The organism is Rhodobacter sp. P1_C2, assembly GCF_056406375.1.
On the sequence record NZ_JBFUAG010000001.1, the window covers coordinates 389,205 to 404,222 of the forward strand.

17 protein-coding genes are annotated in these 15,018 nt (G+C 66.6%); 9 read left to right on the top strand and 8 right to left on the bottom strand.

Annotated elements, in window-relative coordinates:
• Positions 1-52: 52 nt before the first annotated feature.
• On the bottom strand, positions 53-343 hold the full coding sequence (locus AC1DZT_RS01905; protein WP_478004889.1) for an I78 family peptidase inhibitor: 291 nt from the start codon (positions 341-343) through the stop codon (positions 53-55).
• 171 nt (positions 344-514) lie between these two features.
• Here AC1DZT_RS01905 and AC1DZT_RS01910 point away from each other — a divergent pair, with 171 nt between their 5' ends.
• From AC1DZT_RS01910 to AC1DZT_RS01925, 4 genes are all read left to right on the top strand, one after another.
• The gene (locus AC1DZT_RS01910; RefSeq protein ID WP_478004890.1) at positions 515-1,651 is read left to right on the top strand and encodes an S-(hydroxymethyl)glutathione dehydrogenase/class III alcohol dehydrogenase; all 1,137 of its coding nucleotides are present in this window, start codon (positions 515-517) and stop codon (positions 1,649-1,651) included.
• A gap of 261 nt (positions 1,652-1,912) precedes the next feature.
• Positions 1,913-2,479, top strand: a complete 567-nt coding sequence (locus AC1DZT_RS01915) for a L,D-transpeptidase (RefSeq protein ID WP_478004891.1) — start codon at positions 1,913-1,915, stop codon at positions 2,477-2,479.
• A 58-nt stretch (positions 2,480-2,537) separates the two neighbouring features.
• Positions 2,538-3,011, top strand: coding sequence for a Cys-tRNA(Pro) deacylase (gene ybaK, locus AC1DZT_RS01920; RefSeq protein ID WP_478004892.1), 474 nt, complete (start codon positions 2,538-2,540; stop codon positions 3,009-3,011).
• 172 nt (positions 3,012-3,183) lie between these two features.
• Positions 3,184-3,939: an NYN domain-containing protein gene (locus tag AC1DZT_RS01925; RefSeq protein ID WP_478004893.1), complete on the top strand. Its 756-nt coding sequence runs from the start codon at positions 3,184-3,186 to the stop codon at positions 3,937-3,939.
• Between the two features lie 8 nt (positions 3,940-3,947).
• Here AC1DZT_RS01925 and AC1DZT_RS01930 read toward each other — a convergent pair whose 3' ends face one another.
• From AC1DZT_RS01930 to AC1DZT_RS01940, 3 genes are all read right to left on the bottom strand, one after another.
• A complete protein-coding gene (locus tag AC1DZT_RS01930) occupies positions 3,948-4,373 on the bottom strand; it encodes a GFA family protein (protein ID WP_478004894.1) in 426 nt (141 codons plus the stop codon).
• Positions 4,374-4,500: 127 nt separating this feature from the next.
• A complete protein-coding gene (locus AC1DZT_RS01935; protein WP_478004895.1) occupies positions 4,501-5,205 on the bottom strand; it encodes a winged helix-turn-helix domain-containing protein in 705 nt (234 codons plus the stop codon).
• Entirely contained in the window at positions 5,177-5,479 is a 303-nt protein-coding gene (locus tag AC1DZT_RS01940; RefSeq protein ID WP_478004896.1) for a hypothetical protein, read from the bottom strand. Before AC1DZT_RS01940 ends, AC1DZT_RS01935 begins: the two co-directional genes overlap by 29 nt.
• A gap of 170 nt (positions 5,480-5,649) precedes the next feature.
• Between AC1DZT_RS01940 and AC1DZT_RS01945 the strand changes: the two genes are divergently transcribed.
• A complete protein-coding gene (locus AC1DZT_RS01945; protein ID WP_478005081.1) occupies positions 5,650-6,282 on the top strand; it encodes a ribonuclease HII in 633 nt (210 codons plus the stop codon).
• Between the two features lie 86 nt (positions 6,283-6,368).
• Positions 6,369-7,505, top strand: a complete 1,137-nt coding sequence (locus tag AC1DZT_RS01950) for a DNA methyltransferase (RefSeq protein ID WP_478004897.1) — start codon at positions 6,369-6,371, stop codon at positions 7,503-7,505.
• A gap of 191 nt (positions 7,506-7,696) precedes the next feature.
• Here the strand turns inward: AC1DZT_RS01950 and AC1DZT_RS01955 are convergent, their stop codons facing one another.
• Both AC1DZT_RS01955 and AC1DZT_RS01960 read right to left on the bottom strand, forming a co-directional pair.
• Positions 7,697-8,845 (bottom strand): alkane 1-monooxygenase, encoded by a 1,149-nt coding sequence (locus AC1DZT_RS01955; protein WP_478004898.1) that lies wholly within the window; start codon positions 8,843-8,845, stop codon positions 7,697-7,699.
• 50 nt (positions 8,846-8,895) lie between these two features.
• On the bottom strand, positions 8,896-9,957 hold the full coding sequence (locus tag AC1DZT_RS01960) for an A/G-specific adenine glycosylase (protein ID WP_478004899.1): 1,062 nt from the start codon (positions 9,955-9,957) through the stop codon (positions 8,896-8,898).
• Between the two features lie 83 nt (positions 9,958-10,040).
• On the opposite strand from AC1DZT_RS01960, the gene AC1DZT_RS01965 reads away from it, so the two are divergent.
• From AC1DZT_RS01965 to AC1DZT_RS01975, 3 genes are read left to right on the top strand one after another with little or no spacing between them, the layout of a single operon-like run.
• Positions 10,041-10,586, top strand: a complete 546-nt coding sequence (locus AC1DZT_RS01965) for a DUF721 domain-containing protein (protein ID WP_478004900.1) — start codon at positions 10,041-10,043, stop codon at positions 10,584-10,586.
• Entirely contained in the window at positions 10,583-11,275 is a 693-nt protein-coding gene (locus AC1DZT_RS01970; protein WP_478004901.1) for a DsbA family protein, read from the top strand. The genes AC1DZT_RS01965 and AC1DZT_RS01970 overlap by 4 nt, the downstream gene beginning before the upstream one ends.
• Positions 11,276-12,394 (top strand): CaiB/BaiF CoA transferase family protein, encoded by a 1,119-nt coding sequence (locus AC1DZT_RS01975; RefSeq protein ID WP_478004902.1) that lies wholly within the window; start codon positions 11,276-11,278, stop codon positions 12,392-12,394.
• A gap of 98 nt (positions 12,395-12,492) precedes the next feature.
• On the opposite strand, the gene AC1DZT_RS01980 is transcribed toward AC1DZT_RS01975, so the two are convergent.
• Entirely contained in the window at positions 12,493-12,822 is a 330-nt protein-coding gene (locus AC1DZT_RS01980; RefSeq protein WP_478004903.1) for a hypothetical protein, read from the bottom strand.
• A gap of 66 nt (positions 12,823-12,888) precedes the next feature.
• Positions 12,889-14,976 (bottom strand): OmpA family protein, encoded by a 2,088-nt coding sequence (locus AC1DZT_RS01985; protein ID WP_478004904.1) that lies wholly within the window; start codon positions 14,974-14,976, stop codon positions 12,889-12,891.
• Between the last annotated feature and the right edge of the window lie 42 nt (positions 14,977-15,018).

The following is a 15,018-nucleotide window of genomic DNA, read 5'->3' on the forward strand; positions in this document are numbered from 1 at the left end:
GTCGAAGGCCCCGGAGAAGTCCGGGGCCTTTGCTTTTGCCATGACAGGGCGATCAGCCGCAGGACAGCGACAGGATCCGGCCCGCGCCATCCACCCGCGCGTTCAGCCGCGTGGCGGAATAGTCCATCGTCACCATCATGCCGGGCCGGATGATGCGCAGGGTGCTATAGGCGCCGCGCGCCGGCAGGACAGAGACATGCTCGCCCACCAGGGTCTGCAGCACATCGCCGCCGCAGGTGGCAAGGCTCGCCACCGGGCCGGGCTCGGGTGGCAGGGGGCCGCCTTGCGGCACGCATCCGGCGAGGGCGAGGCAGAGGGCGGGCAAGAGGATCAGGGGGCGCATGGCAATCTCCGTTCACAAGGGATGTCCCGTCCAATCTGGCAGCCGCGCCCCGGTCCGTCCATAAACCCAGGACCCATGGGCGGAAAACCCACATGACCCGCCGCGAACGGCGTTGCAATTTTTGCCGCTCTGCCTCAGCTTGCGCGCCGAACCAGTCAGAAAGGATCTCCCATGCGCACCCGTGCCGCCGTTGCCCTTGCCCCCGGCCAGCCCCTGCAGGTCATGGAGGTGAACCTTGCCGACCCCAAGGAGGGCGAGGTCCTGGTCGAGATCAAGGCCACCGGCATCTGCCATACCGATGAATTCACCCTCTCGGGCGCCGATCCCGAGGGGCTGTTCCCGGCCATCCTCGGCCATGAGGGCGCGGGCGTCGTCATCGCCGTCGGCCCCGGGGTGAAATCGCTCAAGCCCGGCGACCACGTCATCCCGCTTTACACGCCCGAATGCCGCGAGTGCCCCTCGTGCCTGTCGCGCAAGACCAACCTCTGCACCGCGATCCGTGCGACGCAAGGCCAGGGCCTGATGCCCGACGGCACCACCCGCTTCTCGATGCTGGATGGCACGCCGATCTATCACTACATGGGCTGCTCGACCTTCGCCAACCATACGGTGATGCCGGAGATCGCGCTGGCCAAGGTCCGCGAGGACGCGCCCTTCGACAAGATCTGCTACATCGGCTGCGGGGTCACCACCGGGGTCGGCGCGGTCCTGAACACCGCCAATGTCGAGGCGGGGGCGACGGCAGTTGTCTTCGGCCTGGGCGGCATCGGCCTCAACGTCATTCAGGGCCTGCGGATGGCCGGGGCCGACAAGATCATCGGCGTCGATCTGAACGACGACAAGGAGGAATGGGGCCGCCGCTTCGGGATGACCCATTTCGTCAATCCCAGGAAACTGCCCGAGGGGACCTCGGTCGTCCAGGCCATCGTCGATCTGACCAAGACCCCCTTCGACAAGATCGGCGGGGCGGATTACTCCTTCGATTGCACCGGCAATGTGAAGGTGATGCGCGACGCTTTGGAATGCACCCACCGCGGCTGGGGCCAGTCGATCATCATCGGCGTGGCGCCCGCCGGCGCCGTGATCGAGACCCGTCCCTTCCAGCTGGTCACCGGCCGGGTCTGGAAAGGCACGGCCTTCGGCGGCGCCCGCGGCCGGACCGATGTGCCCAAGATCGTCGACTGGTACATGGACGGCAAGATCGAGATCGACCCGATGATCACCCATATCCTGTCGCTCGATGACATCAACAAGGGCTTCGACCTGATGCATGAAGGCAAGAGCATCCGCGCCGTCGTGGTCTACTGAAGCGTGAAAAGCCGGGGTTTGCACGCGTGCAAGCCCCGGCATGCCATTGATTTCGATGTGTTTCGGAAAATCTGTTAGGGGTTCGTTAACCCGCCCCGGCATCCCGGACCCCGGCGCCTCGAAGCGGGCCAAACGCTGAGGGCATTTGCTGACGTGGGGCCTGCCGCGCCGATCTTCAAGCCCCGGATATCCCATAATATTGTGATTTGCAGGGCCGCTCCATCCGGGGTCTTTTATCCCCGGATTTTTCTGGAGAGACCGATGACCGCGCAAAACCCCTATCGCCGCCGCCTCTTGACCGGACTGGGGGCGATCGTCGTCACCGGCCTTGCCACGCCGGGGCTGATGCGGGCGAAGGCGGATGTGCGGGCCAATATCTCCTCCTTCCGGACGCTGGAATGGCAGGACCATTTCCCGAGCCTGCAGCATGGGGTGATCCTGGCCGACATGACCTCGCGCGCGGTGCATTACTGGGGCGAGGATGGGGTGACCTACAAGCTTTACCCCTGCTCGGTGCCCCTGTCCGAGGATCTGACCCGGCGCGGCATGACGGAAGTGGTGGAGAAGGTGGTGGGCCCGACCTGGCGGCCGACCAAGGACATGCTGCGCCGCGACCCGACCCTGCCGGCGGTGGTGGGGCCGGGGCCGGGCAACCCCCTGGGCACCCATGCGCTGTATCTCTCCTGGCCGGCTTACCGGGTGCATGGCACGCATGACACCCGCAAGATCGGGCGCCAGGCCTCTTCGGGCTGCATCGGGCTTTACAACGAACATATCCAGGAGCTCTTCGGCATGGCCAAGGTCGGAACCCAGGTCAAGCTGATCTGACCTTGCGCCGCGCGCCGGGCCGCGCCAGTCTGGCCCCGGTTGAACGGGCGAGGCGGCAATGGCTGCGACACCGGGGCTGAAGGCCCTTGAACAGGCGGGCGTGGCGGTGACGCTGCATCCTTATGACTATGACCCGAACGCCGAGGCGGTCGGGCTGGCCGCGGCCGAGGCGCTGGGCCTCGATCCCGGACTGACGCTGAAAACCCTGATGGTCGAGGTCGATGGCAAGCCCTGCTGCTGCGTCATCCCCTCGGACCGCCAGCTGTCGATGAAGAAGGTGGCCGCGGCCTTCGGCGGCAAGGCGGCGGCGATGATGCCACCGCCCAAGGCCGAGAAGCTGACCGGCTACAAGGTCGGCGGCATCTCGCCCTTTGGCCAGAAAAAGCTGGTGCCCACCGCGATCGAGGCTTCGGTGACCGGGGCCGCGAAGGTCTGGATCAACGCCGGTCAGCGCGGCCTCTTGCTGGGCATCGCGCCCGATCAGGCGCTGAGCGCAGTTCAGGCCCGACTGGCCGCGCTGATCGCCGGTTAGATGGGCAGATTGCCCATCCTACCAACCACCGATTTGCTCCTTGCCCAAATACTCCCGCCGGAGGCGCAGGCCGGCCACAGGCGCGCCCTTGGCCGGTAGGATGGGCAATCTGCCCATCTTCCCTTTCCCCCGGAGCCTCTTTCAGGCATCAAGGACAAAACCGGAGTTCCCCATGAGCGACTTTTCCCCCATCGCGGGCCGTGCGCCGCGTCTGGCCGTGCTGATCGACGCGGACAATGTCACTGCGCGCAATGCCTCCGCCATCCTGGACGAGATCGCGAGCTTCGGCGAACCCTCGGTCCGGCGCGTCTATGGCGACTGGTCGTCACAGGCCCTGACCCAGTGGAAGGAACAGGCCCGCGACCTCGGGCTGGTCATGCACCAGCAATCGGCCAATACCAAGGGCAAGAACGCCTCCGACATCGGCCTTGTCATCGACGCCATGGATATCCTCCATGCCGGCAAGGTCGATGGCTTTGTCCTCGTCTCCTCGGACAGCGATTTCACCCGGCTCGCCTCCCGCATCCGCGAGGACGGCTTGCAGGTCATTGGCATCGGCGAGGCCAAGACGCCCGAATCCCTGCGCAAGGTCTGCAACCGCTTCGTGCTGATCGAGAATATCGTCAGCGGCTCGGACGCCGCCCCGCAGCCGAGCCGCCCCGGCCGGTCGGAACCCGCCGCCGAGCCGAGCCCGACCAAGGAGGCCCCGATCAAGGCGATCCCCTTCATCCTCGATGCGATGAAGAAGATCGACCCCGATCAGGACGATTACTCGCTGGGCCACCTGGGCCAGGCCATCACCCAGCTGCACCCCGATTTCGACCCGCGCACCTATGGCTCCTCGCGCCTGTCCGACCTTCTGCGCAAGATCAGCCGGTTCGAGGTCTTCTCGGTCGGCTCGGCCCTGAAGGTGCGCGACAAGGCCTGAAGAGCGGCCTATTCCGCCATGACCGCGCCGCTGCCGCCCAGCTCGGCGGGGAAGTCGCGCATCTTGGGCAGGCCGTCCTTGATGCGCAGGACCGCCTCGGCATAGTTCACATGCACCCCGGGCACGAAGGTCAGGCTGGGCAGGGTCGCGGCATAGACATCGGTCACCTCCCATTGCGGGTGATCGGTCATCAGGTGCCCGCCGCATCGGGTGCAGAACTGCCGCACCGAATTAGGCGACTTGGCAAAGCTGCCGAGCAGCTCCTGCCCCTTGGTCACGCTGACCGCGCCCTTGGGCCAGAGGGTGAAGGCATTGACCGGCCCCGCCGACCACGACCGGCACGAGGCGCAGTGGCAATAGCCCATGCCGACCGGCGCGCCGGTGACCGTCACCTCGACCGCCCCGCAAAAGCAGGTGCCCTTGTGTGTTTCCATGTCCGAACTCCTCCCCGAGTTTGGGCGGACAGGTCCGGGACGGCCCGAATCGGGATAACGGCGCGCCGCACCTTCCGCCGGAGGCCAGCATAGCACCTTTCATCCCGCCACAGCGTGCGGGCGGGCCTCAGACCATCTTGATGACGTCCTTGCCCACGGCCAGCATATAGCCGCGCCGGGCCACGGTCTTGACCAGAAGCTCTGAGACCAGCTGGTTGCCCAGGGTGTCGCGCAGGCGCTTGATGCGGGTGGCGCCGGCGGCCTCGTCGCAATCGGCCTCGTTGCGGCCGGAGATCACCGCCTCGATCTGGGCGCCGGTCAGCACCTCGTCATCCAGCCGCGCCTCGGCGAGGACGGCCAGGGTTTCCAGCGCCGCCTCGGTCAGGTGAAACTCCAGATCGTTGATATAGACCGCCCGCGCCTCGCGGCTGATCGTCATGGTGGCGACCTGGATGCCGGATTTCTGGATCGCCGAGATGCGGCGGTTGAGGCTGATGATGGTGACCAGAAACACCAGCGTCGCGATCAGCAGCGCGGTGGAAAAGGCCAGAAGCACGAAGATGACGAAACGGTAGCTTTTCAGCACCTCGGCAAAGCTGGTGCCGGACTGGGCCAGGATCTCCAGCAGTTTGATCTCGGCGCCCGAGGTCAGGTCGTTGTTGTCGACGAACAGCTGTTCAACCTGGCGGTTGAAGGCATCGGCATCGGGCAGGCTGACAAACAGGAAGACCGCCGCCGCCAGAAGGATCAGAACAATCGCCGCGATTCCGAAGGCCACGACGCGGTTTCCCGCGCGCAGGCTGTCAGTAACGGAGGAAGAAGTCTCCGGCACTCGCTTTCCTTTCTTGCAGGCCCTCGGGGCCGAAACTCGACAGAATCTTCAGCAAAGTCCAGCCATCGGCGGCCAGGCGCGGCGCCAGTTCGTTATGCGCCTCCCTCGGCTTGCCGCAGGCCCCGTCGCTGACTTGGCTGACCCCATAGGCGAGGCGCAGGGGATTGTCCTGTTTGGCCTTGTAGTCGACATAGCATTCCGCGCTTGCCGGACAGGCAAGGAGAAGGGCCAGGATGGCCCCGATCAGGACGCGACTCGGATAAAATCTGCTCATTGGCGTTCTCCGCTTCTTCGCATCACCTTGCGTGCAAGCGCGCTGCTATTCAATATCAGCCGTGTGACATGGCCTCTCCAACGGGGGTTTCAACGCCCGAAAGGCAGGATGGGGGCCGGTTTGGCCGGGAAACCCTACCGCCGGGCCCGGATCTGGGGTTTGCCGTGCCGGTGTATCTGCCTGATGACGCTTTCGAATCCGCAGCCCGGGCGCGCGGGCTGATCCGCATCTGCGGCATCGACGAGGTGGGCCGCGGCCCGCTTGCCGGCCCGGTCACCGCCGCGGCCGTGGTGCTGGACCCCGACCGCATCCCGCAGGGCCTGCGCGACAGCAAGACGCTCAGCCTGGCCCGGCGCGAGGCCCTCGCCGCGGAACTGGCCGAGGTGGCCGAGGTTTCCATCGCCCATGCCACGGTGGAGGAGATCGACTCCCTCAACATCCTGCAGGCAAGCCTTCTGGCGATGGAGCGCGCGGTGGCCGGACTGGCCCTTGCGCCCGACCATTGCCTGATCGACGGCAACAAGATTCCGCGCGGGCTGAAGGGCCGGGCGGAGGCGATCGTGAAGGGCGATGCGCGGTCGCTGTCGATCGCGGCGGCCTCGATCGTGGCCAAGGTGGCGCGGGATCGGATCATGGTGGATTTGGCGCAACAGCACCCCGGATATGGCTGGGAAACCAACGCCGGATACCCTTCACCGGCCCATAAAAAGGCGCTTCTAGATTTGGGGGTCACCCCTTGGCATAGGCGTTCGTTCAAGCCCGTCCACAACATCTTGTATCAAGATATTTCTCTAAGTGCTTGATTCAAAAAGAGTTTGACGACGAATCGCCGATGACTCACACTGTCATCAACTAGCGGTGATCAACGCCGCAGGAATTGAGGGCAGACATGGCGACCAAGACAAAACCACCGGAAACGGTGGCGCTTCCGCGCAACCAGATTTTGGCTGGCGATTGCATCGAGCTGATGCGGTCGCTTCCGGCCGGGTCGATCGACCTGATTTTTGCCGACCCGCCTTATAACCTGCAGCTGAAGGGCGATCTGCACCGGCCCGACAACAGCCTGGTGGATGCGGTCGATGACCATTGGGACCAGTTCTCCAGCTTTGCGAGCTATGACGCCTTCACCCGCGACTGGCTGGCCGCCGCGCGCCGGCTTTTGAAGCCGAACGGGGCGATCTGGGTGATCGGCTCCTATCACAACATCTTCCGCGTCGGCGCCGAGTTGCAGAACCAGGGTTTCTGGATGCTGAACGACGTGGTCTGGCGCAAGTCGAACCCGATGCCGAACTTCCGCGGCAAGCGCCTGACCAATGCGCATGAGACGCTGATCTGGGCCGGCCGGGATGAGGCCAGCAAATACACCTTCAATTACGAGGCGCTGAAGGCCCTCAACGACGGCGTGCAGATGCGGTCGGACTGGGTGCTGCCGATCTGCACCGGGCACGAAAGGCTGAAGGACGAAAACGGCGACAAGGCGCATCCGACGCAGAAGCCGGAAAGCCTGCTGCACCGGATCATCGTGGCCACGACCAATCCGGGCGATGTGATCCTCGACCCCTTCTTCGGCACCGGCACCACCGGCGCCGTGGCCAAGATGCTCGGCCGCGATTTCATCGGGCTGGAGCGGGAAGAGGCCTACCGCCGCGCAGCACAGGACCGCATCGACCGGGTGCGCCGTCTGGATGCCTCAAGCCTGGAGACCACCGGATCGAAACGCGCCGAGCCGCGGGTGCCCTTCGGCCAGGTCGTCGAACGCGGCATGCTGCGCCCGGGGGAAGAGCTGTTCTCGGTCGGCTCGCGCCACATCGCCAAGGTGCGCCCGGATGGCACGCTGGTCGGCAATGACGTCAAGGGCTCGATCCACCAGGTCGGGGCGCATCTCGAAGGCGCGCCCTCCTGCAACGGCTGGACCTATTGGCACTTCAAGCGCGACGGCAAGATGATCCCGATCGACATCCTGCGCCAGCAGATCCGCGCCGAGATGGAAGCCGACGCCCAGCCGGACGATGCCCGCAAGCACTGACCCTTCCGGTTAGATGGGCAGATTGCCCATCCTACACGCCTCAACAGCATTCGAACGCCTGCTCTGCGGTCCGCCTGCAGAGCCACTTCCCCGCCATGCCCTGCGCGTGGCGGGGCTTTTCCTTGTCCTTCATCCAGATCCAAATATCCCCGCCGGAGGCTCCGGCCTTGCAGCCCGCCCGCCCTTCGGCCTCAGGGGGCGCCCTTGGGCATCGGGGTCTCGCCGGTGACATAGGGCGTCCAGTCCTCGATATCGGGGTAGAACTGCTTCCTCCAGGCGCGCACCCGGCGGTTCATCACCCGGCGCCAGTATTTCGGCGCCAGCGCCAGCCCGGCCATGACCGGATAGCCATAGGGCAGCTGCGGCGCCTCGGCCTCGCCATGGGTCTGCAGCAGGGGAAAGCGGCGGTCGGGTTTGTAATGGTGGTCGGAATGGCGCTGCAGGTTGATTAGCAGCCAGTTCGAGGCCTTGTGGCTTGCGTTCCACGAATGGCAGGGCCGGACATGTTCATAGCGGCCCTCGCCCAGATGGCGCCGGGTCAGGCCATAGTGTTCGACGTAGTTGGTCAGCTCCAGCTGCCAGATGGCGATGAAGGCCTGAAACAGGAACAGCACCAGCCCCTGCCAGCCGCCAAGGCCCAAGGCCAGCGCCAGCATCAGCGCCTGCAGCAGGGCGTAGCGCAGGAAGGGGTTGCCGGCCGAAACCGGCGCCTTGCCGCGGCGTTTCAGCATCGCGGCCTCGGCCTTCCAGGCCGACACCGGGCATTGCCGCAGCACGCGGAAGAAATAGTGGTGAAACCCCTCGCCATAGCGGGCCGTCACCGGGTCGCGCGGGGTGCCGACGTAGAGGTGATGCACCTTCAGATGTTCGGAGCGGAAATGGCCGTAGAGGACCGAGGCCAGCAAAAGATCGGCCAGCCAACGCTCCAGCCGGTCGGATTGGTGCATCAACTCATGGGCATAGACGATGCCGATGGTGCCCGACATCACCCCTTGCCCGAAGAAGATCGCCAGCTTCTCGGCCCAGTTCAGATTGCCCGCCTGCGGCACATACCAGAGCAGGAGCAGCAGCATCACGAATTGCACCGGGAACCAGACCAGGGTGATCAGACGGTACCAGAAGAGGTCATCCTCGGGCGTCTCGGGGTCGGCATTGGCCTCGTTGCGGCCGAGGATCGCGTCGAGCAGGGTGTAGAGGCCCCATGTGTAAAGCGGCATCAGGACCACCGTCCAGCCGCCATGGGCGACGGCGATCAGCGCCAGCGGCACCGTGCCCAGCGACAGGAAGAAGGGCAGGGCGCTTTCCAGCTTGCGGACCTGTTCGGGCGGGATCAGCGGCATGGCAACCTCGGTTTTCCGCAGTGTAGCGGCTTGCGGCGCGGTCTCAAGGATCAGAAGGCCGCAGCATGGGCCTTGCGCATCAGACTGGGCAGGTCTTGCGGCGAAAATGCGTTGGCACCAAGGAATTCGCCGCGCGTGGGGGAGGCGTCCTGCGGCAGGTCGGCGCGCATCACGGTCAGTTCCAGATGGAAATGGGTGAAAGTGTGCTGCACGACGCCCGCCTCGGCCCAGTTGCCGGGCACCGGGGCCCCGGCCTCGGACCCGTCCCAGCCGGTGCCGGGAAAGCCGAGCGTGCCGCCCAGAAGCCCGCGCCCCTCCCGCCGCTCCAAAAGGATCGCGCCATCGGCACGGCGGCCGACCCAGACCTTGCCCTGCCGCGTCGGCTTGGCGGCCTTGGGCGTCTTGCGCGGCAGTTCGGCGGCGATCCCAAGCGCGCGCGCCTGACAGCCCGCCATCCAGGGGCAGATGCCGCAGGCGGGCGAGCGCGGGGTGCAGATCGTCGCTCCGAGGTCCATCACCGCCTGGGCATAGTCCCCGGCGCGCAGCGCGGGCGTCATCCGCGCCGCTGCCGCCACCAGAAGGGGCTTGGCGGCGGGCAGCGGGGTTTCGATCGCAAAGACCCGCGCCATGACACGCTCGACATTGCCATCGACCACGACCTCGGAGAGGCCATGCGCGATCGAAGCCACCGCCGCCGCCGTATAGGGGCCCACGCCGGGCAGGGCGCGCAAGGCGGCGAGGTCGGCGGGAAACGCCCCGCCGTGGCGTTCCACCACGGCCCGGGCACAGGCCAGAAGGTTGCGCGCCCGGGCGTAATAGCCAAGCCCCGCCCATTCGGCCATGACCGCGCCATCCTCGGCCGCGGCCAGGGACGCCACATCGGGCCAGAGCGTGGTGAAGCGGGCGTAATAGGCCTTCACCGCCGCCACGGTGGTCTGCTGCAGCATCACCTCGGAAAGCCAGACGCGGTAGGGATCGGCCCGCTCCCCCCTGGCGGCGGCCTCGGGGCGCACGCGCCAGGGCAGATCGCGGCCATGGGCGTCGTACCAGGCCAGAAGATCCGCCGCGCTCACACCCCCATTCGCCCCGCCATTCACCCTCACGTCACGCAATCTTTATCCCCGCGCTTGCCGCAATATGCTGGCAGCCACCCCGCCCCAAGGCTTAGATGGATGCAAGAGCAAAGCAGGACCAGATGGCCCGAAAGACGACCCAGACGCCGGATGCGACCCCGACCCGCCGGATGCGCGGGTTCGAACCGGCTGCGCAGCTTCTGACCCAGCGCATCCGCGCCGCCGGCGAATCGCGCGGCTTTGCGGTTGCCCGCCTGCTGACCCATTGGGACGAGATCGCCGGGCCCGAGATGGCCAGCGCCACCCGCCCGGTCAAGGTGCAATACGGCCGCGAAGGCTTTGGCGCGACGCTGACGCTGCTCGTCTCCTCCGCCCAGGCGCCGATGGTTCAGATGAGCCTGCCGCGCTTGATCGAGCGGGTGAATGCGGCCTACGGCTATGCCGCCATCTCGCGCATCACCCTGACCCAGACGGCGGCCACCGGCTTTGCCGAGGGGCAGACGCCCTTCAGCGCCGCCCCCGCCGCCAAGGCGCCCGACCCGGTCCTGACCGAAAAGGCCGCCACCCTTGCCAAACCGATTCATGACGAAACCCTGCGCAGCGCCCTTGAAACGCTGGGGCAGAACATTTTAACTCGCCGCACATCCACGGAAGGCCAAAAACGATGACCCTGACCCGCCGCAGCCTGCTGACCCTGACCTCCTGCGTGGCCGCCCTTGCCACGTCCGGCGCCTGGGCAGACACGACCGCGCCCGCAGCCACGACACCGGCTCCCGATGCGACGACCCCCGCCACGCCCGCGCCTGCGGCTGACCCGGCGGCCATCCAGGATTACGGCATCGGTGATGTGAACGCCAAGGTGCAGATCGCCGAATACCTCTCCTTCACCTGCCCGCATTGCGAGCATTTCCATGCCGAGGTCTATCCCAAGCTCAAGGCCGAATACATCGACACCGGCAAGGTGCGGCTGACCTATCACGAGGTCTATTTCGACCAATACGGCCTGCTCGGTGCCATGGTCGCGCGTTGCGGCGGCGAGATGCGCTATATCGGCGTGGTCGACATGCTTTATGACAAGCAGCGCGACTGGGCCGGCACTTCGGACATCAACGAGGCGGTGGCCGCCCTGAAGAAGATCGCCCTGACCGCCGGGATGGATGGCGCTGCGGTGGACGCCTGCCTGCATGACCAGAAGGTGGCCGAGGCGCTGGTGGCGCATTACCAGTCCAGCGTGGCCACGGCCTTCCCCAATGACAGCTTCCAGGGCACGCCCTCCTTCATCATCAACGGCGCGACGCACCCCAACATGTCTTACGAGGATCTGAAGAAGATCATCGACGCCGAGCTTGCCAAGTAAATGATGACGCCGCTGGAGGGGGTGAAGGTCGTCGAACTGGCGCGGATTCTGGCAGGCCCCTGGGCGGGCCAGACCCTCGCCGATCTGGGGGCCGAGGTGGTGAAGGTCGAGGCACCGGAGGGCGACGACACCCGCCGCTGGGGCCCGCCTTTCATCACGCAGGGCGAGGATGTCTCGGCGGCCTATTTCTACGCCACCAACCGGGGCAAATCCTCGGTCACCTGCGATTTTCGCACGGCGGAGGGCCAGGCGATGGTCCGCGAGATGGTGGCCGATGCCGATGTGCTGATCGAGAATTTCAAGGTCGGGGGCCTGGCGAAATACGGGCTCGACTATGAAAGCCTGCGCAAGGTGAACCCGAAGCTCATCTATTGCTCGATCACCGGTTTCGGCCAGACCGGGCCCTATGCCCATCGCGCCGGCTATGACTTCATCATCCAGGGCATGGCGGGCCTCATGTCGGTGACAGGAGAGCCGGAGGGCCAGCCGCAGAAGGTCGGCGTCGCGGTGACGGATGTCTTCACCGGCGTCTATGCCGCCACGGCGATCCTCGCGGCGCTGGTGCAGCGCGGGCGCACCGGCCAGGGCCAGCACATCGACATGGCGCTGATGGACGTGGCGACCTCGATCATGGCCAATCAGGCGATGAACTACCTTGCCACGGGGACGGCGCCGCAGAAGATGGGCAATGCCCATCCCAACCTCGCGCCCTATGCGGTCTTCGATTGCGCCGATGGCTGGATCATCCTCGCCACCGGCAATGACGGCCAGTACCGCAGGCTTTGCGGACTCCTCGGCCTGCCCGAGATGGCCGAGGCGGCGGAGTTCGCCACCAATGCAATGCGCATCGCCAACCGGGCAGAGATGACCCGCCGCCTGACCGAGGCCACCCTGCGCTTCAAGAAGACTGACCTCCTCGCCGCCTGCGAGGCCGAGGGCGTGCCCGCAGGCCCGATCAACAGCCTCGACGAGGTCTTCGCCGATCCGCAGGTCATCTCACGCGGCCTGCAGATCAATCCCGGCGGCATCCCCGGCGTGCGCAGCCCGATGAGTTTCTCGGGCGCCAGCCTCGCGCTGGACCACACCGCGCCGAAACTGGGTCAGCACGACAAGCGCTGAGCCCGCTTTCTGCCCCTTTCATTTTGGCAAAAATATCCCGGGGGTGCGGGGGCTGGCCCCCGCTTCCGCCAACGGGCTGACAAGCCGCAAGGCGCGGTTCAGCCCTTGGCCTGGATCCGCTCGATGTAATTGCGCATCTCGTCGGTTTCGGCCCGGGCCTCGCGCAGGCCCTCCATCGTCGCCTTCAGCTCCGCCTCGGTCTGGGCGATCTGGCCCATCAGCTCGGCCTCGCGCTGTTCCAGGTACATGATCGCTTGGTCGCGGGCCTCTTCGGCCTCGTGCAGGGCCTGGGCGAGGCGGTCCATCTCGGCCACGTCACCGCCGGCGACGCGGGTGAAGCGGTGCAACAGCCAATAGGCGAACCAGCCGAAGGCAAAGGCCAGAAGCAGGATCACGGCGGTGGCGATGGTCAGTTGCATGCGGTTCATGACTTGGGCCTGTCTGAAGGTTTCAACACGTCTGCGCAGAGCAGGTTGCCGCGTCAAGCACCGGATTCATTTGGAGGGTCGGGGCTTGGGGTGAATGGTCGGCTGGTCGGGGGCGAGGGGCTTGCCATCGGCCGAGGTTTCGCCCCCCGCATCCCCCGCCGTGGCGCCGGTCTTGCCTGCGGCATCGGCGGGCTTGATCCCGGGGAATTGCACCACGGGGCCGGCGGGCGGGGTCGATTTCGGGAAGAGCGAGGCCAGGCCCTTGGCCTCTTCCGCGCCTTGCCCCGGTGCGGCGCCACTGGCCTGGTCGATCAGGGTAAATTCGATCCGCCGGTTCGCCTCGCGCCCGGCTTCGGTGCCATTGTCGGCGATCGGCACGCCCTCGCCATAGCCGTCGGCCCGCATCCCCGAGACATCGACCTGGCGGCCCTGAAGGGCCACGAGGACCGCCTCGGCCCGCGCCTGGCTGAGCGCGAGGTTGCCCTGGGCCGAACCCTGCGCATCGGTATGGCCGCCGATCTCGATCCGGATCGGGCCGCAGTTCTTGAAGGCCAGCGCCAGCCCGTCCATCACCGCACCCGAGGCGGCGTCAAGCTCGGCCGAGCCGGGGTCGAAGGCGATCTTCTGCCTGGCCTGCACCGCCTGCACCCGCTCCAGGCATTCCTGCGGCGTCGGCAGGCCCGCCATCGGGTCCAGCACCTTGTCGTAGCTGACATCGACCTTGTAGGTCTGGCCTTGGCCCAGCTTGTCGGCCAAGAGCTGCGAGATCGTGTCCGTCGCGGTCTTCTGCCCCGAGACGCCCGAGACCTCGACCGTGTCGGTGCGCACCAGGACCTTGCCGCTGTCGAGGCTGGACAGCGCCTGCACCCCGGCCAGCACCCTTTCGGTCCAGCCATCGGGCAGGGCAGGGTCCAGCACCGTGGCGACATAGACCTTGTCCACCCCGAAGCGCGCCTTGGCAAAGCTCGCCACGGCGGCCTGCATCCGGTCGTCGCCCAGACGCCCGCGCAGTTCGGCCCTATGGGTCTTGGCATCGAGGCTTGCGGTGAATTCCACCGGCCCCGCCGCGACCTGGGCCTTTTCCGGCATCCGCGCATCCAGCGAGAAGACATCCGGCAGGCCGGCGCGCAATTCGCCCACCGCGCGGTCGAAGGCGGCCTGGGTCACCTCATCCCCGGCGAGCAGGGTGATATCGGCATCCGAAAAGGTCACCGTGCCGGTGCCCATCGCAGCCACCGCCGCAATCGCCCGCGTCGTCGCCTCGGACCAGGAGGGGCTGGGCACGCCCATGCCGATGGTGCAGGACAGGGTGCCCTTGGCACCGGCCGCCTCTGCCGCGGCAATGATCCGGGCCTGCGCCGCCTCGGTATCGGCCGAGCAGGCATCGAACCGCGCGCCGCGCCCGTCGATCACGAAGCGCAGGGTGAAGGGCGTCAGCACCGGGCGCGGCGCGGAGATTTCGGTTGTAACCTTCAACCCCTTCGGCGCGGCCCGCGACAGGGCGGCCTCGAACCGGCGCTTTTCGGTGTCCGAGGCGGCGATGGCGACGATGGTCACCCCCTCGGCCGAGACCGAGATCTTGGACCGCGGCAAAAGCTCCAGCGCGGTGACGCCGAAGGCCAGGGCCTCCTCCCAGCCATCGGGGGCGGGGTAGCTCGCGGTTTCCAGCATGTCCATCGGCGCATGGGCGGATTTGAGCGCCTCTGCCGCATCGGTCAGGGTGCCGCGGTCGGAGCCGTCGGGCAGAAGGCCGATCAGCTGCACGCCATCGTCATTGCGCAGCATCTCGACCGAAAAGCGCGGTGGGGCCACGACCTTGGCGGGCTCGACCTCGAACCCGTCCTGCAGGCGGCCGGAATCGACGACGCTGCCCGCGACATTCATCGCGGCAAAGCGCAGCGCTTCGGTCGGGGCGGTGCCGGAGAGGGAGACGATCAGCCCATCGGTCTGCACCTGCGCCCATTCGTAACCCGCCGTCAGCATCTTGGTCCGGATCACCTCGGCGGTGCGGTCCTCGACCACCTGCGCCAGGGTCCAGCCCGCCAGAAGCGCCAGCGCCGTGGCCCCCGCAAAGGCCAATGCCGCCACAAGCCCGGCCGAAATCGGGGGCTTGGCGGCAGCAGGCTTCAGGTCGGGGGAGGGAAGATCGGCCAATAAACGACTCCAAACTCAGTCCGCGATGCTTAGACGCTTGGC